Genomic DNA, 21641 nt, shown 5'->3' on the forward strand with positions numbered 1-21641 from the left:
GTTGTTTCCGTCCCGATGAATGCTTGTCTCGCGCGTATAACCTGCGGGAATGCAGCGGGGCCGGGAATATACAGTCGCTGCTCATGCGATCGATCCCCGCCTTCGTGCTCCTGGTTGCCGCGCTCGCGACGAGCGGCTGCGCCACCTTCGTCGACACCCCGCCCGCGCCGGTCGAGACCGCGCTGCGACAGGCCGGCGTGCCGGCGTCCTCGCTGGCGGTGGTGGCCTATCCGCTGGACGCGCCGGGCACCGGGCTGCGCCTGAACGCGGACCGGCCGATGGCGCCGGCCTCGACGATGAAGACGATCACCGCGGTGGTGGCGCTGGACCGGCTCGGTCCCAACAGTCGGGGACAGACGCAGCTGCTGGCCGCGGGCGAGGTGCGCGACGGCCGCCTCGACGGACCGCTGGTGCTCAAGGGCGGCGGCGACGCGGACCTCGACTGGCCCGCGCTGTGGGCGATGCTGCGCGAGGTGCGCGAGCGCCACGGCGTGCGCGACCTGGCCGGCGGCATCGTCGTCGATCGCGGCCTGTTCAACCCGGCGCGCCTCGACATCGGCGCGCCGCGTTTCGACGAGCAGGCCGAGTTCCCGTACAACGTCATTCCGGATGCGCTGCACCTCAACGGCAGCCTGCTGCAGTACGACTTCTGGTCCGACGACCGGGGCCTGACGGTGCGGCCGTATCCGCAGTTCGGTGGGCTCGCGATCGACGCCAGCGCGGTCCGGCTGAACGACAAGCCGTGCAAGGACTGGGACGACGGCTGGAAGCCGTCGCGCTTCGAGGCGCTGCCCGACGGCGGCGGACGACTGGTGCTGGCCGGCGAGTTCCCGCGCGGGTGCCAGGTCTCGCAATCGCTGAACGTGCTGGACCGCCAGTGGGAGACGGCCCAGGCGCTGCGGCAGCTGTGGGGCTCGCTGGGCGGCACGCTGTCGGGCGAGATCCGCGAGGGCGCGACGCCCGAAGGCGCCCGCGTGCTGGCGCAGCACCGCGACCGCCCGCTGGCCGAGCTGCTGCGGCCGGTGCTGAAGTCCTCGGACAACGCGCTGGCGCGGATGCTGTTCCTGCGGCTCGGCGCCTCGGCGGCGCAGCCCGGCGAGGACACCCGCGAGGCCGCCGTACGCGTCGTGCGCGAGTGGTTCGCCGCGCAGAAGATCGACACCACCGGCCTGACGCTGGAGAACGGCTCCGGCCTGTCGCGCAGCGAGCGCGCCTCGGCGGCGCAGCTGGCGGCGATGCTGCAGGCGTCGGCCCGCGGCGCGCACGGCCCCGAGTTGCTGGCCACCTTGCCGGTGGCGGGCGTCGACGGCACGCTGGTCCGTCGCATGAAGGGCACCGCGGCCGAGGGCCGCGCGCGGATGAAGACCGGCACCTTGCGCGACGTCGTGGCGCTGGCCGGCTTCGTGCCGGACTCGACCGGCAAGACCTGGATCGTCGTCGCGATCGTCAACGACGATCAGGCGGCCAAGGCGCGTCCGGCGATCGACGCGCTGGTGGACTGGGTGGCGCGGCGCTGATCCGCGTGGCGGGTCAGAAGCGACGCCACGGGGCGCGACTGGCCTGCGGCAGATAGCGATCGAGCAGGCGCAGGACATCGCCGCCGATGGCGGGATCGCTGCAGCTTTCCAACCGGTCCATGAGCGCGTTGAACTGGTCGCGATCCGGCAGCGGCAGCTGTCTCACAGGGTCGAACCGGCCCTGCTCGTACGCGTTGAAGAACGCATTCCGGTGGTGCAGGAAAAAGACCATCGCCTGCTGGGCGGGATCCTGGGCGACCTGTTCGATCGGCCGGCCATCCTTGTTGCCGATGCTCAGGAGGATGCGCTGGTTGGCGGACCAGATCCGATCGAACTGGGCGAGGCGTTCTTCGATGCCCGTCACATTGCCGGCCTGCGCCCGCGCCTTCACCCCTTTCGCCATGGTCTCGAGGTGCAGTCCCCATCCCCGGAGCGCTTCTCGCACCTGCGGCGTATAGGCGGTCGTCAGCGTCGCGGCGGCCCACCGCAGCCCGATGCGCCAGGTGCTTTCCCAATGGAGCGCAGCCTGCGCCAGTTCATCAGGAGTCCTTGAGACGCCAGCTGTGGCGGGGGTCGCGGTGCCGTCCGCCCACAGGCTGGCCGGCGGTGTCGCGGGGATGAATTCGGGGGCCGCCGGGTCCATGACAGCACCTTTCGGAAGAGTGGAGACGCCCGGTCAGTGGGCTGGGCCCACCGCGTCATCCGCGACCCTTCAGCGCACCGCCGGCGACAGCAGGCGCAGCGTGCCGGCCCGTGCGTCCATCTCGGCGGGCTGGCCCACCGGCACGGTGAACTTGCGCTTGATGTGGCCGATCATCGCGCCGCGGTAGACGGGCACGTTCAGCGGCAGGAAGTAGTCGTCGAAGACCTCGTCCAGCGTCAGCGTGCCGAAGTTGCCGTCGCCCGGTCCGCACTGCGTGAACTTGCCCAGCACGACGCCGGCGAGCTGGTCCAGCGCGCCGCACAGGCGCAGCGTCGAGAGCATGCGGTCGACGCGATAGATGTACTCGTTGACCTCTTCCAGGAACAGGATCGCGCCGCGCGTGTCGGGGAAGAAGGGCGAGCCCGCCAGCGAGCTCAGCACCGCCAGGTTGCCGCCGACCAGCGGCCCGCGGGCGAGGCCCGGACGCAGCGTGCTGATGCGGTCCTCGCGCTGGACCAGGTTGGCGCCGCGCTCGCCCTGCGGGTTCTGCAGCAGGTCCGCCTGCGCGTCCATCGCGACGGCGCGGAAGTGCTGGAGGGAGAACTCGTTCCACTCCGAGCCCGCGACCGGGCAGTGGAAGGTGATCAGCCCCGTCTGCCGGTGGATCGCGTTGACCAGGCTGGTCAGGTCCGAGAAGCCGCCGAAGAACTTCGGCTTGCGGCGGATCAGCGCGTAGTTCAGCTTGTCGACGATGCGGTTGCAGCCCGAGCCGCCGGTCAGCGCCAGGAGGCCGGCCACGTCGTCGTCGGCGAAGAAGTCGTTGATGTCGGCCGCGCGCTGGACGTCGGTGCCGCCGAACTGGCCGTAGCGCCCGCGCACGTTGGCGCCGAGCTTGACCTTGAAGCCGAGCGCCTCGAGTGCCTCGACGGCGATCTCCAGCGGCTCGCGCTCGTAGGTGGCGTTGGCGGGGCTGACGAGGCCGATCGTGTCACCGACCTTCAGCCGCCGTGCGCGCAGCGGCTCGGGCAGGGCCTTCTGGGCTTGTGCGGCTGGCAGCGCGCCGAGCGCGGTGGCCGCCGCAGTGGCGGCGCCGGTCAGGATCTGGCGACGGGAAGCGGTCATGGAGTCTCCGGAAGACGCTCAGATCACCAGCGGCAGCTCGCGGCGGACCCGTTCGCGGTCGCCGAAGTCGAAGTGCCACCACTCGGTGCTGATGGTCTGGAAGCCGGCGTGGCGCATCGCCGCGCGCAGCCAGCCGCGGTGGCGGAGCTGGTCGGCGGTGAGGCCGCCGGCGGCGAGCTGCTCGGCCTCGAACTCGGGGTGCGAGGCCGGCGTCATCTCGTCGAAGCCGGTGCCCATGTCGAGCTCGCGGCCCTCGGCGTCGAGCAGCGTGACGTCGACCGCCATGCCGAACGAATGGATCGAGCGCCGCGCAGGATGCGCGAGGTACCGGGTCAGCGGCGTGCCCTCGAGCTCGGCCCACAGCGCCTCCTGCACGCGCTGCGGCCGCAGCGCGTCCAGCACGACCAGCGTCACGCCGGGGCAGTGGCGGCCAAGGAACGCGGCGGCCTCCGCGACGGCGTCCGCCGATTCGCGGCGCAGGTAGGCGCAGTCCAGTCCGCCATAGACGTTGCGGCCGACGAAGTTGTCGGGCGTCGCGTAGCGCAGGTCCACCGCGATGCCGGGGATCGTCAGCAGCGAGCGGAACTCCGTGTGCGCGGCGATCTCCTCGCAGGGGATGGGCGGTGGCGTGGCGGTGGCGGCGTCGTCCGGGGTCATGCGAAGCAAGGCGTGGAAAGGGAGCAGGCGCCGCGGCGCGTCACTCCAGGCTCTCGAGGTTGGCGCGGGCGGCATCCCGCAGGTAGGTGACCAGCCGGCGCGCCGCTTGCGCCAGCGGTGCGCTGGCGGAGGTCAGCAGGTACAGCTGGATGCTCATCGACGGCGCCAGCGGGCGGACCTTCACGCGGGTGCGGTCGGCCGAGGCGGCGGTGAAGGGATCGACGGCGGTCATGCCGACGCCGGCTTCCACCAGCGCGCGGGCGAGCTGGTAGGTCTGGACGGTGATGCGGCTGTCGAGGTGGCGGCCCTCGGCCTCGCTGGCGTTGTGCAGCATGTGGCCGAGCGGGTCGTCCTCGGCCATCGCGATCAGCTCGGACTGGATCTCCTCCAGCGGCAGCGGGCCGGTGCCTTGCGCCTCGGGGCTGTGCATGGGGCACAGCGCCATCATCGTGCCGCTGGCCAGCACCTCGGCCTTGATGCCGGGGTGACGCGGGTCCTGCAGGCTGAGCGCGAGATCGGCTTCGCCGAGCAGCAGCGCGGAGACGATCTCGCGCGTGTGGTTGGTGCTGAGCTGGCAGCGGCTGCGCGGGAAGGCCTGCGCCCAGTGCGTCATCGCCGCGGGGATCACCGACGCGCCCAGCGTCGGCGTGGCCATCAGGCGCAGCGATTCGGATTCGCCGCTGCGCAGGTTGGCAGCCAGGCGCCGGATCGCGACGAGGTCGCGGTTGAGCTTGTCGATCTCGACGAAGAGCCGCTGCGCTTCCGGCGTCGGGTAGAGCTTGCCCCGGACGCGGTCGAACAGCGGCATGCCGAGCTGCAGCTCGCAGTGCTGCAGCACCTTGGTCACCGCGGGCTGGGAGATGTGCAGCAACTGCGCGGCGCCGCTGATCGTGCCGGCCTGCATGATCGCGTGGAAGACTTCAATGTGACGGAGCCTCATGTCGGCCCCCCGTCCGACGGGGACGTCGTCCGGCCCCCCGAGGGGGCCCGGCCCGGCGTGGGGCGGCCCGGCGCTCGGGCCGGCGCGCTAAGAAGGAGGGGAGGCTTATTCACGGTAGACGTTCTCGAAGACCACCCCGCCGTTCGGCTGCATCTTGAAGCCGCGCAAGTCCTTGCTGGTGGGGATGTACACCGTCGAGTGTGCCATCGTGATCCATGGCCGTTCGCGCTTGAAGATCTCCTGGGCCTTCTCGTAGAGCGCGATCCGCTGGCCTTGATCGGCCGTGGCGCGGGCGGCGTCGATGAGGCGTTCGAATTCGGGGTTGCAGAACTTCACGCCGGACTTGTTGGTGGCGCAGCTGAGGTTGGGCGTCAGGAAGTCGTCGGCGTCGCCGCTCTCGCCGGACCAGCCGCTCATGTAGACGGTGTGTTCACCGGCGTTGGCGCGCTTGAGGTACTCGCCCCATTCGTAGGTGCGGATCTGCGCGCGCACGCCGATGCGGGCCCAGTCCTGCTGGATCAGCTGCGCCATCAGCTGGCCGTTCGGATTCGTGGGCCGCGTGACCGGCAGCGCCCAGAGGTCGAGGTCCAGCCCGTTCGGGAAACCGGCCTGCTTGAGCAGCGCCTTGGCGCGATCGGGGTTGTATTCGTTCTTGATCGACCGGTTGTAGCCGGGGATCGCGGGTGGGAACGGATTCACCGCCTGCATCGCGTCGCCGCGCGGGAACAGCGCGCGGAAGATCGCGTCGCGGTCGACGGCGATGTCCAGCGCCTCACGCACGAGCCGGTTGTCGGTCGGCGCCTTGCGCAGGTTGAAGGACAGGTAGGAGATGTTGAGCGCCTGGATCTTCTCGAGCTTGATGCGTTCCGGATGGCGGTCGATCGCGGCCACGTCGATGTCGCGCAGCGGCGAGGTGATCTGGCACTCGCCCGCGAGCAGCTTCTGCACGCGGACCGGGGCCTCGCGGCTGATGCTGAAGATCAGCTTCTGCGTCTTCTGCGGATCGCCCCAGTAGTCGGGGTTGCCTTCCATGCGGACGACGTCGTCCTTCGCATAGCTGCGGAAGCGATACGGACCGGTGCCGATGGGCAGGCGGTTGATCTGCGACGCCTTGCCGTCGCGCAGCAGTTGCTGGCCGTACTCCGCCGACTGGATGCCGGCGAAGGCCATCGCGAACCAGGTGACGAAGGTGACGTTGGGCTGCGCCAGCGTGAAGCGGACGGTGCGGTCGTCGAGCTTCTCCATCTTCGCGATCGCCTTGGCCAGGCCGAGGTTCTGCGGATAGATGAAGTTGGCGGGGAAGGCCTTGTTGAACGGGTGCTCGCGGTCGAGGAAACGTCCGAAGGTGAAGAGCACGTCGTCGGCGTTCAACGTGCGCGTCGGCGTGAACCAGGGCCGGGTGTGGAAGTGGACGTTCTCGCGCAGCGTGAAGGTGAATTCGCGGGCGTCGGGGCTGATGGTCCAGCGGGTGGCGAGAGCCGGCTGCAGCGCGGTGCCGCCGCGCTCGAAGCGGACCAGCCCCTGGAACATCTGGTTGTTGACGTTGTTCGTGCTGGCCGAATCCCATAACCCCGGGTCGAAGCCCTCGGGGCTGGCGTCGGTGCAGTACACGAGCGGCTTGACCGCGGCGGCGCCGGCCGCGTGAGCGGCGGGGAATGCGGCGGACAGGAGCAGAGCCAGCGAGAGGGGGAGGACTGAGCGCATCGGGAGGAGGGCAAGCCGGCGCATTGTGGAAACGCCGCTCCCCAGGTCACAACTGAAATGGGCGGGTTGGACCATAACACTGGGTTATGTGGAATCAGTTGGCCCGCCTGATCCGGGAGAGCGTGAGCGCATAGGCAAGGCCGTCTTCCCGCTTCCCAATGCAGAAGACGATCACGATCAGGATGCCATCCTCGACGCGATAGATCAGGCGTATGCCTTGCTTGAGCAACTTGATCTTGTAGAAGCCTGCCAGTTCTCCATGAAGCGCAGACCCGGGCACGTGCGGCTTGTTCAATCGCTTGCCGAGCAGTCCTTTGAGAAGCTTCCGCACGGAGCCGTCCAGATTCAGCCACTCCCGCCATGCGTCCACATGGAAGCGGATGCCATAGCGGTGCCCTTTCAGCGGCTTTTCTTCAGAGGTCGTCAAAGTCCACCTCGACCAGCGGTGACTTGTCGGAAAGTCGCTCAATGGTCTTCCGGTAGGTGGCCTGATCGGCCAGGTCATCCATGACCGCTTCGTACAGGATCGGGTCCATCACGTAGAAGGCCGGCTTGCCACCGCGAAGCACCGTGATAGGTCGATGTTTCGCTGCTTCCAAGACGTTGCTCGTCTGCTTCTTGAATTCAGTCAGGCTGACGATCAGCTCGTGTTCGATCGTGTCCATATCGGCTCCTTGGGGCGAGTCGATTATGGGCGGGGTGCTTGAAGGAGGAGGGCACGGGCGGCCCGTTGCTGGCCAGGCGGTCTCGGGCAGACGGAATGACATGGAGGAGGCTCCAACGAATGGTGGGCAGCAATTTCACGCCTGTCCGATGTCGCCCGCAATCACCTCAACCAGCCGAATTGCTGACTCGAAAGCGCAGGTCGCTTTCACGCCTTCCATTCGATGTGATCAGTCCTCAGATCACATCGCAGGCCACAAGCCGCCCATCGATCTCCCGCAATTCCGGCCGCACCTCGGCGCAGCGCGCGACGGCCATCGGGCAGCGCTGATGGAACGCGCATCCCGTCGGCGGCTTCAGCGGGCTGGGCAGCTCGCCGTGGATGCGGATGCGCTGGCGGCGATCCGCCGGGCGCAGCGCCGGGGTGGCGCTGATCAGCGCCTGCGTGTACGGGTGCAGCGGCTTGGCGAAGACACGGCGCTTCTCGCCGTGCTCCACCACGCGGCCGAGGTACATCACCATCACCTCGTCCGCCACGTGCTCCACCACCGCCAGGTTGTGCGAGATGAACACGTAGCCGGTCCCGAACTCCTCCTGCAGGTCCATGAAGAGATTCAGGATCTGCGCCTGGATCGACAGGTCCAGTGCCGACGTCGGCTCGTCGGCGACGACGATGCCTGGCTGCATCACCATCGCCCGCGCGATCGCGATGCGCTGGCGTTGGCCGCCCGAGAACATGTGCGGGTAACGCTGCAGATGCTCCTGGCGCAGCCCCACCTTCGCGGCCAGCGCTTCGATGCGCTCCTGCCGCTCGGCGCGGCTCAGCGACGTGTTGATCACCAGCGGCTCGGCCAGCGTGGAGGCGATCGTCTTGCGCGGATTCAGCGCGGCGTACGGGTTCTGGAACACCATCTGCACGTCGCGCCGCAAGGCCTTGCGCGCCGACGCGTCGGCGGCGTCGCGGCCATGGATCCGCAGGTCGCCGGAGGTCGGCGTCTCGATGAGCGTCAGCGCCCGCGCCAGCGTGGACTTGCCGCAGCCCGATTCGCCGACCACGGCCAGCGTCTTGCCCGGCGACAGCGAGAAGCTCACGCCGTCGAGCGCCCGCACCGTCGCCTTCGGCGCGAGCCAGCCGCGGCTCACGCGGTAGTGCCGGGCGAGATCGCGCGCCACCAGCAGCGGTGCCGCATCGGCAGCGACCGGCTTGTCTGGCACGGCGCTCATGCGGTGGCCTCCTCGATCAAGGGATAGAAGCAGCGCACACCGTCGACGACCTCCGGACGCTCCGCGCGGCAGCGCGGCTGCACGCGCGGGCAGCGCGGCGAGAACAGGCACCCCGCCGGCCGGTCCAGCGCACCCGGCACGATGCCCGGCAGCGCCTGCAGCCGGCGCGCGCCGCGGTTGTGTTCCGGGATCGCCGCCATCAGCGCGGCCGTGTACGGATGCTTCGGGGACTCGAAGACATCGGGCAACGCGCCCGTTTCCACCACCTGGCCCGCGTACATGACGGCGACGCGCTGCGCCATCTCCGCCACCACCGCCAGGTCGTGCGTGATCATCACCAGCGCCATGCCCTGCTCGCGCTGCAGGCGCAGCAGCAGGTCCATGATCTGCGCCTGGATCGTGACGTCGAGCGCCGTCGTCGGCTCGTCGGCGATCAGCAGTTTCGGCGAGCACGCGATCGCCAGCGCGATCATCACGCGCTGGTTCATGCCGCCGGAAAGTTCGTGCGGATAGGCCTTCAGCCGGCTCGCGGCGTCGGGGATCTCGACCTGCTCCAGCAGCTCGGTCGCGCGCTGGCGCGCCGCGGCGCCGCGCAGGCCCAGGTGGGCGCGCAACACTTCCTCGAGCTGGTGGCCGACGGTGTAGCTCGGGTTGAGGCTCGCCAACGCGTCCTGGAACACCATCGCGATGTCCTTGCCGATCAGCCGGCGCCGCTGCGAGGCGCTCATGCCCAGCAAGTCCTGACCCTGGAAGCGCAGCGCGGTCGCGCTCACCTGTCCGGGCGGATCGATCAATCCCATCAGCGCCATCATGCTGACGGACTTGCCGGAGCCGGACTCGCCGACGATGCCCAGCACCTCGCCCGGCGCGACGTCGAGGTCGACGCCGTCCACCGCCGGGAACGCGCCGAAGCGCACGCGCAGGTCGCGGATCTCCAGCATCACGAGACCCTCTTCAGGCGGGGGTCGAGCGCGTCGCGCAGCCCGTCGCCCATCAGGTTGACGCTCAGCACCGAGAGAAGGATCGCCAGTCCCGGCAGCGTGACCACCCAGGGGGCGCGGACGATGTAGTCGCGCGCGGACGAGAGCATCGTGCCCCACTCCGCCATCGGCGCCTGCACGCCCAGGCCGAGGAAGCCGAGGCCCGCCGCCTCGAGGATCGCCGCCGAGAAGCTCAGCGACGCGTTGACGATCAGCGGCGCCAGGCAGTTCGGCAGCACTGCCGAGAACATCAGCCGCCAGGTCGACGCGCCGGCCACGCGGCTGGCGGTCACGTAGTCCTTGCCGAGCTCCGCCAGCGCCGCGGCGCGGGTGAGCCGGACGTACTCCGGCAGGCTGCCGACGGCGATCGCGATCACCGTGTTCGTCAGCCCCGGGCCGAGCACGGTGATCACGCAGATCGCCAGCAGCAGCCCCGGCAGCGCCAGCATCACGTCCATCACGCGCATGACGACCGGGGCGAGCAGGCGTTGATGGAACGCCGCCAGCAATCCCAGCAGCACGCCGGGGATCAGCGACAGCACGACCGACGCCAGGCCGATGCCCAGCGACACGCGCGCGCCGTGCAGCAGCCGCGAGAGCAGGTCGCGGCCGAGCTCGTCGGTGCCCAGCAGGAAACGGGTCTGTCCGCCGTCCATCCAGATCGGCGGCGTCAGCATGTGCTCGCGGTACTGCCGGACGGGATCGTGCGGTGCGATCCAGGGCGCGAGCAGCGCCGCCAGCGCGAGCAGCGTGAAGACGACCAGCGCGACGAGCGCGCCGCGGTTGGCGCTGAAGCCGCGCCAGAACTCGGCGAAGGGGCCGGGCGGCGCGACCGCCGCCGTGGCGGATGACGTGGTGGGGAGGGCGCTCATGGTCGTCTCATCCCTGCCATGTCCGCCGCCGGGCCGCCCCAAGGCGGACTGCGCCCCTCGGGGGCAGGAGCGGAGCGACTGGGGGGCTCATTTTCTGATGCGCGGGTTCACCACGCCGTACAGCAGGTCCACCAGCAGGTTGACCGCGATGAAGGTGCAGGCCGAGATCAGGATCCCCGCCTGCACCACCGGATAGTCGCGCCGCGCGATCGCGTCGATCAGCCACTTGCCGATGCCGGGCCAGCTGAAGATGGTCTCGGTCAGCACCGCGCCGGCCAGCAGGCTGCCGACCTTCAATCCGATCACCGTGATCACGGGGATCAGCGCGTTGCGCAAGCCGTGCACCAGCACCACCCGCGCCGGCGACAGGCCGCGCGCGCGGGCGCTGCGCATGTAGTCCTCGCGCAGCACTTCCAGCAGGCTGGAGCGCGTCATCCGCGCGATCACCGCCATCGTGCTGGTGCCCAGCACCAGCGCCGGCAGCAGCAGGTGCCGGAGCGCCGAACGCCACGCGCCTGCTTCGTCGTGCAAGGCCGCGTCGATCAGCATGAAGCCGGTGACGCGCTGGACGTCGTACTCGACCGCGATGCGGCCCGATACCGGCGTCCAGCCCAGGCCCACCGAGAAGAACATGATGAGGATCAGCCCCCACCAGAACACCGGCATCGAGTAGCCGACCGTCGCCACGCCCATCACGCCCTGGTCCAGCAGCGAGCCGCGTCGCAGCGCCGCGCCGGTGCCCAGCGCCATGCCGAGCACGATCGCCAGCAGCAGCGCGAAGAGCGCCAGTTCCGCCGTGGCCGGGAAGAGCGCGAGGAACTCGTGCGACACCGGCTCGTGCGAGACCAGCGAGCGTCCCAGGTCGCCATGCAGCAACCCGCCGACGTAGTCCGCGTACTGGCGCCACAGCGGCTGGTCCAGGCCGAGCTCGTGCATCAACCGCGCATGGGTGGCGTCGTCGAGCGCGCGCTCGCCCATCATGATCGCGATCGGATCGCCCGGCACCAGCCGGATGAGGCCGAAGGCGACCAGCGTCACGCCGATCAGGGTCGGCAGCAACGAGGCCAGGCGGCGGAGGAGGAAGTTCAGCAAGGCGGGCGGCGGCGGGCGTGCGGGGACGGGGTCAGCGGGGAACCATCAATACTCTGAACGCGGCCGGCTGTCCGCCGGCAGCGGCTTCTTCATCAGCAGGCCGCCGGGCGTCGTGACGACCTCCAGCAGCGCGGCCGTCTCCGCGTCCATGTTCCCGGAGAAGTCGGCGGGCCGGTACTTCATCTGGAAGGTGCTGATCACCTCGCGCGTGGCGGTGTCCAGCATCCCGGTCTGCGGCGTCTGATAGCCCACTTGCGCGAGCCGCTTCTGGAACCAGACGGCGTCCGGCACCGGCCCGACCTGGTAGATCGCCTGCTTGATCTGGACCTGCGTCGCGTCGGGCCAGGCGATCAGGCCGGCGTCGGCGAGCTGCTTCCACGGGAACTCCGGACCCGGGTCCTGCTTGCGGCCCGGCGCGATGTCGTTGTGGCCGAGGATGCGGTCCGAGCGGATGCCGTGGCGCGCGACGATCTCCTTGACCAGCTTGATCACGTCGTCGATCTGTTCCTGCGGATACGGCGCGTAGACGCGGCCCATCGGCGTCTCGGTGAAGCCGGGGTTCACGATCTCGATGCCGATCGAGGCCGAGTTCAGGTTGGTCGCGCCGCCCCAGTAGCTGACGCCGCCGTGCCAGGCGCGGCGGTTCTCGTCGACCAGCTGGTAGACCTTGGAGGGCTTCTCCTGCACCAGGTAGTGGGCCGAGACCTTGCCGCCGGTGGTCAGCACCTTCATCGACTTGTCGAAGTCGAGCACCGTGTAATGGAGGATCAGGAACTGCGCGCGGCTGTCCTGGTTCTCGGAGACGTGGGTGCGATCGATCTGCAACGTGCTCGTGGGCGTGGCGCAGGCCGCCAGCAGCGCGGCGGCGGCGAGGGTCAGGAGCTTGGTTTTCATGAGGCGAGCGCGGCCCGCCTCGCGGCGGCCAAAGCGGTGTCGGGTTGATGAACGGTGAGGGACAGGTCTTGCGGCAGGGCGTCGCGCAGGCCTGATTCGATCGCGGGATGCAATTGCAGCACACGTCCGGCGGCGCTGACGGGACGCACGCCCAGACGGCGCACGAGCGCCAGCGGCAGCCGGGCGAGTTCGCGGCCGGCGCGATGCAGCAGGGCCAGCGCGTCGGCGTCGTCATCCGCCGCGGCGCGCGCGACGGCCAGCGCCAAACGGCCGATCGAGCCGCGGCGTGCCGCGCTGTCGCCGCCGTACATGAAGGCGCGCGTCGTCGGCCAGTCGGCGCCGCCGAGTTCGTCGAAGAGATGCTGCGCGAGCCGGGAATCGTTCCAGGCGCCGGGTGATTCGTCCTCGCGGCGCCAGACCAGCGCGAGCGCCTCGCGCGCGATCCACTGGCCGCCGCCTTCGTCGCCCAGCAGCGGACCGCGGCCGCCGGCGCGGTGCAGCGTGCCGGCCTCGTCGATGAAGGCCGCGATCGCGCCGGTGCCGGCGTAGACGAGGTAACCCTCGCCGGGTTGGAACAGCGCGTGCCAGGCCTGGGCGATGTCGCTGTCGCACTGGATCTGCGCCGGCGCCAGGCCCAGCTGTTGCGCGAGCAGCGCCCGCAGCTGCCGACCGGCGGGGCCGTCCGGTTCGCCGAGTCCGGTGATGCCGGCCTGAAGCCCGTGCAGGGCGCCGGGCGCCGCATGCGACAGCACCGCGGCGGCGAGCGATTGCAGCGTCTGCGTCAGCACGACGCGGCCGGCGCTGGTGTCCAGCAGCAGCGCGGTGAATCCGCCGACCTCGCCGCGTGCGACCAGGGTGCCGTCGGGGCGGGCGAGGGCCCAGCGTGTCTGTGTGCCGCCGGCGTCCAGGCCCAGTCCCAGCGGCCCGGATGACATGCCCGCGCGTACCGGCGCTGGGCGGTCAGGCGCGAGGGAATCGGCGGTGGCGGAGGGCGTCGGACTCATGGCGGCGTTGGCGCGCGGAGCTTACGAGGGGCTCCGTGCGTTCGCCATTGTCAATGCGCGTGGCAGGTATGAGTCAGGCTCATGGGCCGGAGAGGGTCAGGCATCGCTTCCCGGCGGGGCCTGTACCGCCGGCGGCCGGACGAAAAAAAACCGCGCCGGAAGGGCGCGGTTTTCGTGCGAAGCGGCCGGAGCCGCTTCGGTGCGACGACTTAGAAGTCGGCGCTCAGGCTGACCGACGCAAAGCGCGGGGCGCCCAGGTAGTAGAACACCGTGTTGGAGGCCTGCAGCACCGTGCCGGAGCTCGGGTTGCGGTAGGCGGTATTGCCGATGTTGCTGACGTTCAGGCGCAGCTGGACGTTCTTGACCCAGTCGTTGACGTTGCCGAAGTTGTAGCCGGCGTCGAAGTCGCCAACCCAGTATGCCGGCACGACCTCGTCGTTCACCAGCGTGCCCATCTGCGTGCCGGTGCGCTTGACCTTCACGCGGCCGTAGAAGCTGCCATAGGTGTACTGCACCGACATGCCGAAGATGGCGTCCGGCGTCAGCGTCATCTTCTTGCCCTTGGTGGGCAGGGTGACGGTGGCCGACTGGCGGAGGTCGTTCTTCACCTCGCTGTCCTGCAGCGTCAGCGAGCCGTAGGCGGAGAAGCCCTTGAACGTGCCCGAGCCGACTTCCATTTCCAGACCACGGGTGCGCACGCGACCGATGTTCGTGTACACGCTGTTCAGGGTGTTCGGATCGTAGGCGTTGCCTTGGCGGTCCTTGAAGTCCACGTTGAACACCGTCGCCGACAGCGAGATGTCCTTGGACTGGTAGCGGTAGCCGATGTCGGTGTTGATCGAGGTCTCGGCCTTGGGTGCCAAGCGCAGGGTGGCGACGTTGTTCGCGACATTCACGTTCGTGCCGGTGAACGCGAAGTTCGGCGGCGCGCGGAAGTTCTTCGCGACGTTCATGAAGATCTGCTGGCTCGGCGTGATCTGGTAGCGGACGCCGACCTGAGGAAGGAACTCGTTGTAGCTCTTCTGGAAGTTGTAGTCCGCCGTCACGCCTTCGTTGGCGAAGTTCTTGACGTCACGTTTCACGTAGGGGGTGCGGAAGCCCAGCATCAGCAGGCCCTTGTCCTCGGCGAACGACCAGTTGTCGTTGGCGTAGAACTGGCCGGAAGTGCTGATGGTCTGCCAGTCGCGGCCCTGATAGCGGCTGCCGTCCGGACGCAGGATGTAGTCGGTGTTCAGCCAGACGCTGGACAGCTCGCCTGCGTCGCTCACGCGCACGCCCGGCTGGGTCTGCTTGTGGTTGGCGCGCTCGATCCAGACACCGGCCTTCAGCGCGTGGTCGCCCAGCTGCGTGTTGATTTCGGTGGTGACGCCGGGACGTACGGTGCGGGTCACCGAAGCGCGACCGACGATGATGGTGTCGCGCGTGTCGCCGTCACCGTTCAGGTCCATGCTGACCTTGGTGCCGGTCGCCGGGTTCAGGAAGGTGTTGGTTTCCGCCAGCGTGGTCTGCTGCACGCCACCGTTGCCGAAGCCGTACCACAGGTACGGCTGGACCTTCAGGTAGGTGTTCTCGGCCACCTTGAACGAACCCGAGACCGACACGATCGCGTTCTCGAACGGGTTGTTGGCCAGCTTGTAGTACGCCGGCGAAGGCAGGTAACCCGAGGCGGCTTCGTTCTGGACGGTGCCGTTCACCGGGGTCAGGTGGCCGGGGAACTTCGTCGAGAAGTCGAAGTTGTAGCCGTTGGCGCGGATCTGGGCCAGGCTGATGCTGTTGATGTTGTTGTTGATCGCGCGGTTGTAGAGCACCGAGCCCAGGATCACGTTGTCCTGGTTGATATCCCAGCGGAAGGCCGCGTCGATGTGGTCCTTCTTGGCCGAGCCCTCGCCCTTCCACTTGTCAGCCTCGGTGTGCGAGAAGCTGACGAACACCTTGGCGCTGTTGTTGAAGAAGCGGCCGGTGTCGTAGCGCAGGAAGGTGCGGGTGTAGCTCAGCTGACCGAGGCCCTGGCTGACACGGATGCGTTGCTTGTCTTCCGGGTCGCAGCTGGTGACAGTGACGTTGCCGCCCGTGGCGCCGGCGTTGGGCGAGTCCACGTCCGGGGTGCCCTGCGCCAGCGATTGCGTGCACAGGTTTTCCTGGTCGGCGTATTCCTGCGGGTACACGGCGTAGCCGCCCGAGTCGTTGACCGGCACGCCGTTGATGATCATGCCCATCTGGTCGGCGCCGAAGCCGCGGACCGTCAGGCCGCCGCCGAACAGGCCGGTTGCGTCGTAGTTGAAGGTGTTGACGCCCGGCAGCAGGGCCAGGGCCTGGAACGGGTTGCCCGAGGCCAGGTTCTTGTCGATGGAATCACGGGTGACGGTGGAACGGCTCTTGGCCGTGTCCTCGTTCAGCATCTGGCCGGCGGCCAGCTTGCCGCCGCTGCCCACGATCGTGATCGTGCCCAGACGGACCTTGTCTTCCTTGGCGCGCGGCGCGCCGTCATCGGCGGACGTGTCGGCGTCCTTCTTGGCTTCCTGGGCCATGGCCGGCATGACGGCGACCAATGCCGCAGCGGCTGCCAAGGCGGTTTTGCGGAAACCCGACCAATTCTTCTGACTCATTCCTGCGCTCCTGTGCGACGAGACCAAACTGAACTAACAACTGAAACCCTGGTGCAGCTGGGGAGGGCTTCCCGCCCCTCCGTCGGCAGATTCTTCGCGCAACCGTTTTCGTCCATCGAAGTCCTGAACTTCTCAAGCTCGCAAACGTTTTACGTTGGTTTTTCCGGCCCAGGAAAACATCCTCGGCCAAGCTCTGCTCGTACCAGCCCGCGTGTGTCGGGAGCCGTCTTGCCGCGGCTCCTCCTTCATCTCAAGCAAAAAGCCTACCAGTCGAGACAGCCCCCAGCAATGCGGCGAAATCCGCCGTGCGGGGGGCTTTTCGCGCTTGCGGGCCCTGTTGCTGGGCGGATTCCGGAGGCTCCGGCAACCGCCTTGGCGATGCACGGGCGTGAGTCTCTTTGCGGGATGTTGTGGGTTTGTGACAAGGAATGACAGGGGCGCCAGGCCGTTCCCACCTGTTTGTCGAACGCGACGGAACGGGCGGAGCGCGCCCTGAAACGGGCTCTTCCGGGCTATTGGCGCACCAGGGCGATACAGGGTTTCCACGGAGTCTGGGCGCGCCCCCGCGCTGACTCGTCGTTGCGTGGAATCGACAGTTTTGGGCCAGTAACGTTCAATTCGAGAACGTTGCTCGCGGCCCTTCGCGATTGACGGCGTTGACCGCGCTGGCGCTCAGCAGCCAGCCGTCGCCGATGGCGCCCAGGTCGCCGTCAGGGCCGATGAGGTCGAAGCGCCAGGGCGAGTCGACGCGACGCGCCTCGCGCCTCCACAGGGCAAAGGCGCGGGGCGGGGCGCCCTCCGGGGCGGACAGTCGGAGGCGGCCGTCGGCCAGACGTTCCAGGGTGACGGCACCGCAGGCGGGGGCGGTCAGCCACGGCGTTTCAGGCGGCAGGGCGGGATGAAGGTAAGCGCCGGCTCGCAAGGTATCCGCGATGTTCCGGCGGTTCTTCAGCAATGCGACCATGCTGAAGTGCAGGTGTCCGCCGGTCGACGGCGCGGTGCGCATGATTTCGATCTGCGCCGGGATCTCATCGCTCGGCCAGCCTTCGGCCTCGTTGGCGGCCCGGCTCGTGAACAGGCCCGGCCAGACATGCCGCCCCAGCGGATTGACGCCCTGCCAGGCGCGCATCAGCGGCTCGAAGGCCTGCGGTTTCTGCGCGCGGGGCCAGTAGAGCTGCGGCGCCACATAGTCGAGCCAGCCCATCGCCATCCAGTGCTCGACGTGGGCATAGAGCTTGTCGTACTGCGAGAACCCCGTGATGCCCGCCGGGCGCAAGTCCGGGCGCGGCAGACCGAACGGGCTGATGCCGACGCGCGCGGTGGGGCGCAACTCGCGGACCAGCTCGTACATCCGCCGCACCAGTTGGTCGACGTTGTCCCGCCGCCAGTCCGCGCGCGCGAGCGTCCCGCCGCCGTGCAGGTAGCGCAGCCAGCTCGCGTCGTCGGGGAAGTCGATGTCCTGCTTGGCCGCGTCCTGGACCGGGTAGGGATAGAAGTAGTCGTCGATGTGCAGGCCGTCGACGGCGTAGCGCGTCAGCAGGTCGCGGCAGACGGCCAGCGTGTGATCGGCAGCGGCCGGCTCGCCTGGATCGATCCAGAGCTGGTCGCCGTACTTCTTGACCCACTCGGGCCGGGTGCGGCTCAGGTGCGTGGCGGCGGGCGCGGACTTCCCGCCGCTCTGCTTCGCGCGGTACGGGTTCAGCCAGGCGTGCAGCTCGAGGCCGCGCGCATGCGCCTGCTCGATCCACAGCGTCAGCGGGTCGTAGCCCGGTCCCTGGCCCTGGACCCCGGAGAGGTACTCGCTCCAGGGTTCCAGCGTCGACCGGTAGAGGGCATCCGCACTGGTGCGCACCTGCAGCACGATCGCGTTCAGGCGCAGCGCGCGGGCGCTGTCGAGGATCGCGTGGATCTCGGCGATCTGCGCCGCGTCGCTCAGGCCGCGACGGCTCGGCCAGTCGATGTTGGCGACGGTCGCGACCCAGGCGGCGCGGAACTCGCGCGGCGCCGGCGGCGGCGCATCGTCGGGCGCGGGACCCGGCAGCGCGGGCAGCGCCTGGGGCCGGGCGGTGCCGCAGCCCGGGAGCGTGCTCAGGGAACCCAGCACCGGCGCGGCCAGGGCCGCGGTCATCCACTGTCGTCGTCGCATTGAAGGCTCTCACCGGGCGGCGCCGCAGGGGCCGCTCACACTTTCACGATCCAGCCGCGCCGCCACATCGCCCACGCGATGCCGTAGAACACCGCCACGAAACCGATGGCGAACAGCAGCGACGCGAAGCGCGGATCCACCGGCAGCGCGCGCAGCGGCGCGACAAGCCAGGCCTTGAGCGTGACGCCCTCAGCGACGTGGATCAATCCGAGCAGCCGCGCCACCAGGCCCGACAGCGCGAAGAGGAACAGCGCGTTCATGCCGAACACCACCAGCGGGCGCAAGCGTCCCGCCATCGCGTCGCGCATGCGCGGCAGGGGCGCGGCATCGAGCAGCCAGTAGAACACGCCGAAGACCAGGCACCCCCAGCCCGTCGTGAGGAAAACGAAGGCGGGCGTCCAGAGATTCTTGTTGATGGGCAGGGTCCAGGCGTCGAGTACCTGCGCGATCCACAGGCAGGCAAGACCTGACACCATGAACCAGGCGGCCTTCTCGCCGGGATCTCGACCGCGCAGCGCCAGCCAGCGTCCGGCGAGCAGGCCGGCGATCTGGCTCGCGACGGCGGGCAGCGTGCTCAACAGGCCTTCGGGGTCCCAGGTCTTGCTCTTCGCCCAGAGGTGGCCGCCGAGCAGCGTCCGGTCGAGCCAGGCGCCGACGTCCTCGCCCGGCTGCAGCGAGCCGCGATGCCAGACGCCTTGCGCGTCCGGCACGGCGACGAAGGTCTGCACCAGGCCGTAGCCGAGGAGCAGGCCGATGAACCACGCGAGCTGGGCGCGCCAGCCGCACCACAGCGCGATCGGCGCGACCAGGATCGTGATCAGGCCCAGCCGCTGCAGCACGCCGGGGATGCGCAGTGTCTCGAAGTGGAAGAAAGGGAAGAGATTCAGCGCCAGCCCGATGAGGATGATCGTGGCGCCGCGTCGCCCCATGTGGCGCAGCAGGGCGACGCGATCGGCCGCCTGGCCGCGGCGGGCCAGGCTGAAGCTCATCGAGATCCCGCTGATGAAGACGAAGAACGGGAAGATCCAGTCGGTGAAGGTCCAGCCGTGCCAGGCGGCGTGCTCGAGCGGCGCGTAGAGCTGCGACCAGTCGCCCGGGTTGTTGACCAGCAGCATGGCCGCGATCGCGAAGCCGCGGAAGGCGTCGAGCGACAGCAGGCGGTCGCTGCCGCCGTGGCCGACACCCTGACCGGCGCCGGTCGAGGCGGCACTCACGCGGTGGACTCCTTGCGGCCGAAGTTCTCGGGGATCCTGATGAGGGCGGTCATGGCCAGCGACGGGACCGTCGCGATCAGCACCCACGCGAAGAAGTGCGGATAGCCGAGGTGATCCTGCAGCCAGCCGCTCCACATGCCCGGCAGCATCATGCCCAGCGCCATGAAGCCGGTGCAGATCGCATAGTGGGCGGTCTTGTGGGCGCCCTCGGCGACCAGGACCATGTACATCAGGTAGGCCGTGAAGCCGAGCCCGTAGCCGAACTGCTCGACCGCCAGCGCCGCGCTGATGACGGCGAGGCTTCCCGGATGCGCGTAGGCCATGACCAGGAACACGACGTTGGGCAGGTGCATCGCGAGCACCAGCGGCCAGAGCGCCTTCTTCAGGCCGACGCGGGAGATGATCCAGCCGCCGAGCAGACCGCCCAGCGTCAGCGCGATCAGGCCGACCGTGCCGTAGGCCAGGCCGACCTGCTTGTTGGTCAGCGCGAGACCGCCCTTGTCCAGCGGGTCGAGCAGGAAGGGCGTGGCGAGCTTCAGGAGCTGCGCTTCCGGGAATCGGTAGAGCAGCAGGAAACCCAGCGTCACCGCGAGTCCGGGCTTGCGGAAGAACGCGGCGAAGATCCGGAAGAAGGTGCCCGGATCGCGCTGGTCGCGGGGGAGCGGGGCATCGACGGCCGGGCGCGGCAAGCGCCACAGGTGATACGCCGCGAGGAGCAGGAAGGCGCCCGCGAGGACCGCCATCACGCCCTGCCAGGCGAGCACCCAGCTGTCGCCGCGGTCGTGCAGCTCGCCGGCCAGCCAGACGAGGCCGCCCTGGCCGCCGATGTTGGCCACCCGGTAGAAGGTCGAACGCACGCCGACGAAGGCGGCCTGCTCATGCTTCTCCAGCGCGAGCAGGTAGAAGCCGTCGGCGGCGATGTCGTGCGAGGCCGAAGCGAAGGCCATCAGCCAGAGCACGGCGAGCGACATCTGGAACGCGCGCTCCATCGGCAGCGTCAGCGCCACCATCGCGAGCGCCGCGCCGACGGCGAACTGCAGGGTCACGACCCACAGCCGTTTGGTGCCCAGCATCTCGACCAGCGGCGACCACAGCGGCTTGATCACCCAGGGCAGGTAGAGCCAACTGGTGTAGAGCGCGATGTCGGTGTTCGAGATCTCCAGGTTCTTGTACATGATGACCGACAGCGTCATCACGACCACGTACGGCATGCCCTGCGCGAAGTACAGCGTGGGCACCCAGTGCCAGGGGCTGCGAGCGCCCGGGGCGGCACCCGACGGAAGGGAAGAAGCGTGCATGACGCTCAGTGTCGGCGCAAACCGGGAGGGCGTCGCATCGGGGATTGCAGCGCTTGCGTGCGAGGACCGTGCAGGGCCGGCGGGTGTGAGCTCGGCGATCAGCGATCGGCGAGCGCGCCTCGCACGTCGCCGGCGTGTCGCGCGAGCAGCGCCAGCGCCCCGGCCGCGTCGAGCTGACGCAGCAGCATCACGACGGCCGTCTTCACGTGGAAGCCGCATTGATCGAGCGCCGCGCGCGCGGCGGACTCGTCGGCGCCGGCGGCGCGCATCGTCAACGCGACGGCGCGCCGGACCAGCTTCGCGTTGGTGGCCTTCATGTCCACCATCAGGTTGCCGTAGACCTTGTGCAGCCTGACCATCAGCGCGCTGGAGAACGTGTTCAGCGCGATCTTCTGCGCGGTCCCTGCCTTCAGGCGCGTGCTGCCGGAGATCACCTCGGCGCCGGTGTCCAGCAGGACCGGATGCTCGCCGGCGGCCAGCACCGCGGCGCCGGGGTTGTTGGCCATCGCGATCGTCAGGCAACCGGCGGCGCGCCCCGCGGCCAGCGCGCCCAGCACGTAGGGCGTGTGGCCCGAGGCGGCGATGCCGATCAGTACGTCCTGCGGCGTGGGCGCGAGCGCCTCGATGTCGCGACGGCCCTGGGGCTCGTCGTCCTCCGCGCCTTCGACGGCGACGAACATCGCGCCTTCGCCGCCGGCCAGCACCGCCACCGCGCGGTCACGCGGCCAGGAGAAGGTCGGCACCAGCTCGACGCTGTCCAGCACGCCCAGCCGGCCGGAGGTCCCGGCGCCGGCATACAGCAGCCGGCCGCCCGCCGCGATGCGCGGCAACGCCGCGTCCACCGCCGCGGCCAGCGCGGGCGCCGCCGCCCGCACCGCCTCCACCGCCGACCGCTGGTCGTCGATGAAGACCTCCATCAGGCGGGCACTGTCGTACAGGTCCAGGTCTTGATGGTGGGCGCTGGGGGTTTCGGTCTTCAGAGGGTGGGACATGGCTCGGCCGGAGCGGAAGGGGAGGCCCGCAAGGTGCGGCCTACTCTAGTGGGGAGACGGCCTCCGCTGCCAA

General features: G+C 69.3%; 19 protein-coding genes. 1 reads left to right on the plus strand and 18 read right to left on the minus strand.

The window, feature by feature from the left end; translation table 11 throughout:
* The first annotated feature begins 83 nt into the window (after positions 1-83).
* Positions 84-1517 carry a D-alanyl-D-alanine carboxypeptidase/D-alanyl-D-alanine endopeptidase gene (gene dacB / locus AC07PR_RS22750; protein ID WP_495136659.1) on the plus strand — a complete coding sequence of 478 codons (1434 nt, stop codon included), beginning with the start codon at positions 84-86 and terminating at the stop codon, positions 1515-1517.
* Positions 1518-1530: 13 nt separating this feature from the next.
* Here the strand turns inward: dacB and AC07PR_RS22755 are convergent, their stop codons facing one another.
* The 18 genes from AC07PR_RS22755 to AC07PR_RS22840 all read right to left on the minus strand — a co-directional run bounded on the left by AC07PR_RS22755 (position 1531) and on the right by AC07PR_RS22840 (position 21568).
* Positions 1531-2160, minus strand: a complete 630-nt coding sequence (locus tag AC07PR_RS22755) for a hypothetical protein (protein WP_495136660.1) — start codon at positions 2158-2160, stop codon at positions 1531-1533.
* A gap of 69 nt (positions 2161-2229) precedes the next feature.
* Positions 2230-3282 (minus strand): S66 peptidase family protein, encoded by a 1053-nt coding sequence (locus tag AC07PR_RS22760; protein WP_495136661.1) that lies wholly within the window; start codon positions 3280-3282, stop codon positions 2230-2232.
* Positions 3283-3300: 18 nt separating this feature from the next.
* Positions 3301-3939 (minus strand): M15 family metallopeptidase, encoded by a 639-nt coding sequence (locus AC07PR_RS22765; protein ID WP_495136662.1) that lies wholly within the window; start codon positions 3937-3939, stop codon positions 3301-3303.
* A 40-nt stretch (positions 3940-3979) separates the two neighbouring features.
* Positions 3980-4879 carry a LysR family transcriptional regulator gene (locus tag AC07PR_RS22770; protein WP_431101093.1) on the minus strand — a complete coding sequence of 300 codons (900 nt, stop codon included), beginning with the start codon at positions 4877-4879 and terminating at the stop codon, positions 3980-3982.
* Between the two features lie 105 nt (positions 4880-4984).
* Positions 4985-6583: an ABC transporter substrate-binding protein gene (locus tag AC07PR_RS22775; RefSeq protein WP_377158563.1), complete on the minus strand. Its 1599-nt coding sequence runs from the start codon at positions 6581-6583 to the stop codon at positions 4985-4987.
* Between the two features lie 94 nt (positions 6584-6677).
* Positions 6678-7010 carry a type II toxin-antitoxin system RelE family toxin gene (locus AC07PR_RS22780; RefSeq protein ID WP_495136663.1) on the minus strand — a complete coding sequence of 111 codons (333 nt, stop codon included), beginning with the start codon at positions 7008-7010 and terminating at the stop codon, positions 6678-6680.
* Positions 6997-7248, minus strand: a complete 252-nt coding sequence (locus AC07PR_RS22785) for a type II toxin-antitoxin system prevent-host-death family antitoxin (protein WP_483108452.1) — start codon at positions 7246-7248, stop codon at positions 6997-6999. Before AC07PR_RS22785 ends, AC07PR_RS22780 begins: the two co-directional genes overlap by 14 nt.
* 235 nt (positions 7249-7483) lie before the next feature.
* Positions 7484-8470: a peptide ABC transporter ATP-binding protein gene (locus AC07PR_RS22790; protein WP_495136664.1), complete on the minus strand. Its 987-nt coding sequence runs from the start codon at positions 8468-8470 to the stop codon at positions 7484-7486.
* Entirely contained in the window at positions 8467-9411 is a 945-nt protein-coding gene (locus AC07PR_RS22795; protein WP_377158559.1) for an ABC transporter ATP-binding protein, read from the minus strand. The genes AC07PR_RS22790 and AC07PR_RS22795 overlap by 4 nt, the downstream gene beginning before the upstream one ends.
* Positions 9411-10322, minus strand: a complete 912-nt coding sequence (locus AC07PR_RS22800; protein ID WP_377158557.1) for an ABC transporter permease subunit — start codon at positions 10320-10322, stop codon at positions 9411-9413. The genes AC07PR_RS22795 and AC07PR_RS22800 overlap by 1 nt, the downstream gene beginning before the upstream one ends.
* A gap of 87 nt (positions 10323-10409) precedes the next feature.
* A complete protein-coding gene (locus tag AC07PR_RS22805; protein ID WP_431101098.1) occupies positions 10410-11414 on the minus strand; it encodes an ABC transporter permease subunit in 1005 nt (334 codons plus the stop codon).
* A 45-nt stretch (positions 11415-11459) separates the two neighbouring features.
* A complete protein-coding gene (locus AC07PR_RS22810) occupies positions 11460-12308 on the minus strand; it encodes an N-acetylmuramoyl-L-alanine amidase (RefSeq protein WP_377158555.1) in 849 nt (282 codons plus the stop codon).
* Positions 12305-13243, minus strand: a complete 939-nt coding sequence (locus AC07PR_RS22815; protein WP_495136665.1) for an N-acetylglucosamine kinase — start codon at positions 13241-13243, stop codon at positions 12305-12307. Before AC07PR_RS22815 ends, AC07PR_RS22810 begins: the two co-directional genes overlap by 4 nt.
* A 278-nt stretch (positions 13244-13521) precedes the next feature.
* Complete coding sequence (locus AC07PR_RS22820) at positions 13522-15918, minus strand: TonB-dependent receptor (RefSeq protein ID WP_495136666.1); 2397 nt, start codon at positions 15916-15918, stop codon at positions 13522-13524.
* Positions 15919-16531: 613 nt separating this feature from the next.
* Positions 16532-18046, minus strand: coding sequence for a glycoside hydrolase family 10-like protein (locus AC07PR_RS22825; RefSeq protein WP_495136667.1), 1515 nt, complete (start codon positions 18044-18046; stop codon positions 16532-16534).
* Positions 18047-18099: 53 nt separating this feature from the next.
* On the minus strand, positions 18100-19278 hold the full coding sequence (locus tag AC07PR_RS22830; RefSeq protein ID WP_495136668.1) for an acyltransferase family protein: 1179 nt from the start codon (positions 19276-19278) through the stop codon (positions 18100-18102).
* Complete coding sequence (locus AC07PR_RS22835; RefSeq protein WP_483108460.1) at positions 19275-20576, minus strand: MFS transporter; 1302 nt, start codon at positions 20574-20576, stop codon at positions 19275-19277. Before AC07PR_RS22835 ends, AC07PR_RS22830 begins: the two co-directional genes overlap by 4 nt.
* A gap of 98 nt (positions 20577-20674) precedes the next feature.
* Entirely contained in the window at positions 20675-21568 is an 894-nt protein-coding gene (locus AC07PR_RS22840) for an N-acetylmuramic acid 6-phosphate etherase (protein WP_495136669.1), read from the minus strand.
* Between the last annotated feature and the right edge of the window lie 73 nt (positions 21569-21641).

It is taken from the genome of Roseateles sp. GW821-FHT09H11 (assembly GCF_059415845.1).

Bases quoted from the DNA above. Each gene is read 5' to 3' on its own strand.
- dacB (WP_495136659.1), top strand. From the start codon at position 84: ATGCGATCGATCCCCGCCTTCGTGCTCCTGGTTGCCGCGCTCGCGACG.
- AC07PR_RS22755 (WP_495136660.1), bottom strand. From the start codon at position 2,160: ATGGACCCGGCGGCCCCCGAATTCATCCCCGCGACACCGCCGGCCAGC.
- AC07PR_RS22760 (WP_495136661.1), bottom strand. From the start codon at position 3,282: ATGACCGCTTCCCGTCGCCAGATCCTGACCGGCGCCGCCACTGCGGCG.
- AC07PR_RS22765 (WP_495136662.1), bottom strand. From the start codon at position 3,939: ATGACCCCGGACGACGCCGCCACCGCCACGCCACCGCCCATCCCCTGC.
- AC07PR_RS22770 (WP_431101093.1), bottom strand. From the start codon at position 4,879: ATGAGGCTCCGTCACATTGAAGTCTTCCACGCGATCATGCAGGCCGGC.
- AC07PR_RS22775 (WP_377158563.1), bottom strand. From the start codon at position 6,583: ATGCGCTCAGTCCTCCCCCTCTCGCTGGCTCTGCTCCTGTCCGCCGCA.
- AC07PR_RS22785 (WP_483108452.1), bottom strand. From the start codon at position 7,248: ATGGACACGATCGAACACGAGCTGATCGTCAGCCTGACTGAATTCAAG.
- AC07PR_RS22790 (WP_495136664.1), bottom strand. From the start codon at position 8,470: ATGAGCGCCGTGCCAGACAAGCCGGTCGCTGCCGATGCGGCACCGCTG.
- AC07PR_RS22795 (WP_377158559.1), bottom strand. From the start codon at position 9,411: ATGCTGGAGATCCGCGACCTGCGCGTGCGCTTCGGCGCGTTCCCGGCG.
- AC07PR_RS22800 (WP_377158557.1), bottom strand. From the start codon at position 10,322: ATGAGCGCCCTCCCCACCACGTCATCCGCCACGGCGGCGGTCGCGCCG.
- AC07PR_RS22810 (WP_377158555.1), bottom strand. From the start codon at position 12,308: ATGAAAACCAAGCTCCTGACCCTCGCCGCCGCCGCGCTGCTGGCGGCC.
- AC07PR_RS22815 (WP_495136665.1), bottom strand. From the start codon at position 13,243: ATGTCATCCGGGCCGCTGGGACTGGGCCTGGACGCCGGCGGCACACAG.
- AC07PR_RS22820 (WP_495136666.1), bottom strand. From the start codon at position 15,918: ATGAGTCAGAAGAATTGGTCGGGTTTCCGCAAAACCGCCTTGGCAGCC.
- AC07PR_RS22825 (WP_495136667.1), bottom strand. From the start codon at position 18,046: ATGACCGCGGCCCTGGCCGCGCCGGTGCTGGGTTCCCTGAGCACGCTC.
- AC07PR_RS22835 (WP_483108460.1), bottom strand. From the start codon at position 20,576: ATGCACGCTTCTTCCCTTCCGTCGGGTGCCGCCCCGGGCGCTCGCAGC.
- AC07PR_RS22840 (WP_495136669.1), bottom strand. From the start codon at position 21,568: ATGTCCCACCCTCTGAAGACCGAAACCCCCAGCGCCCACCATCAAGAC.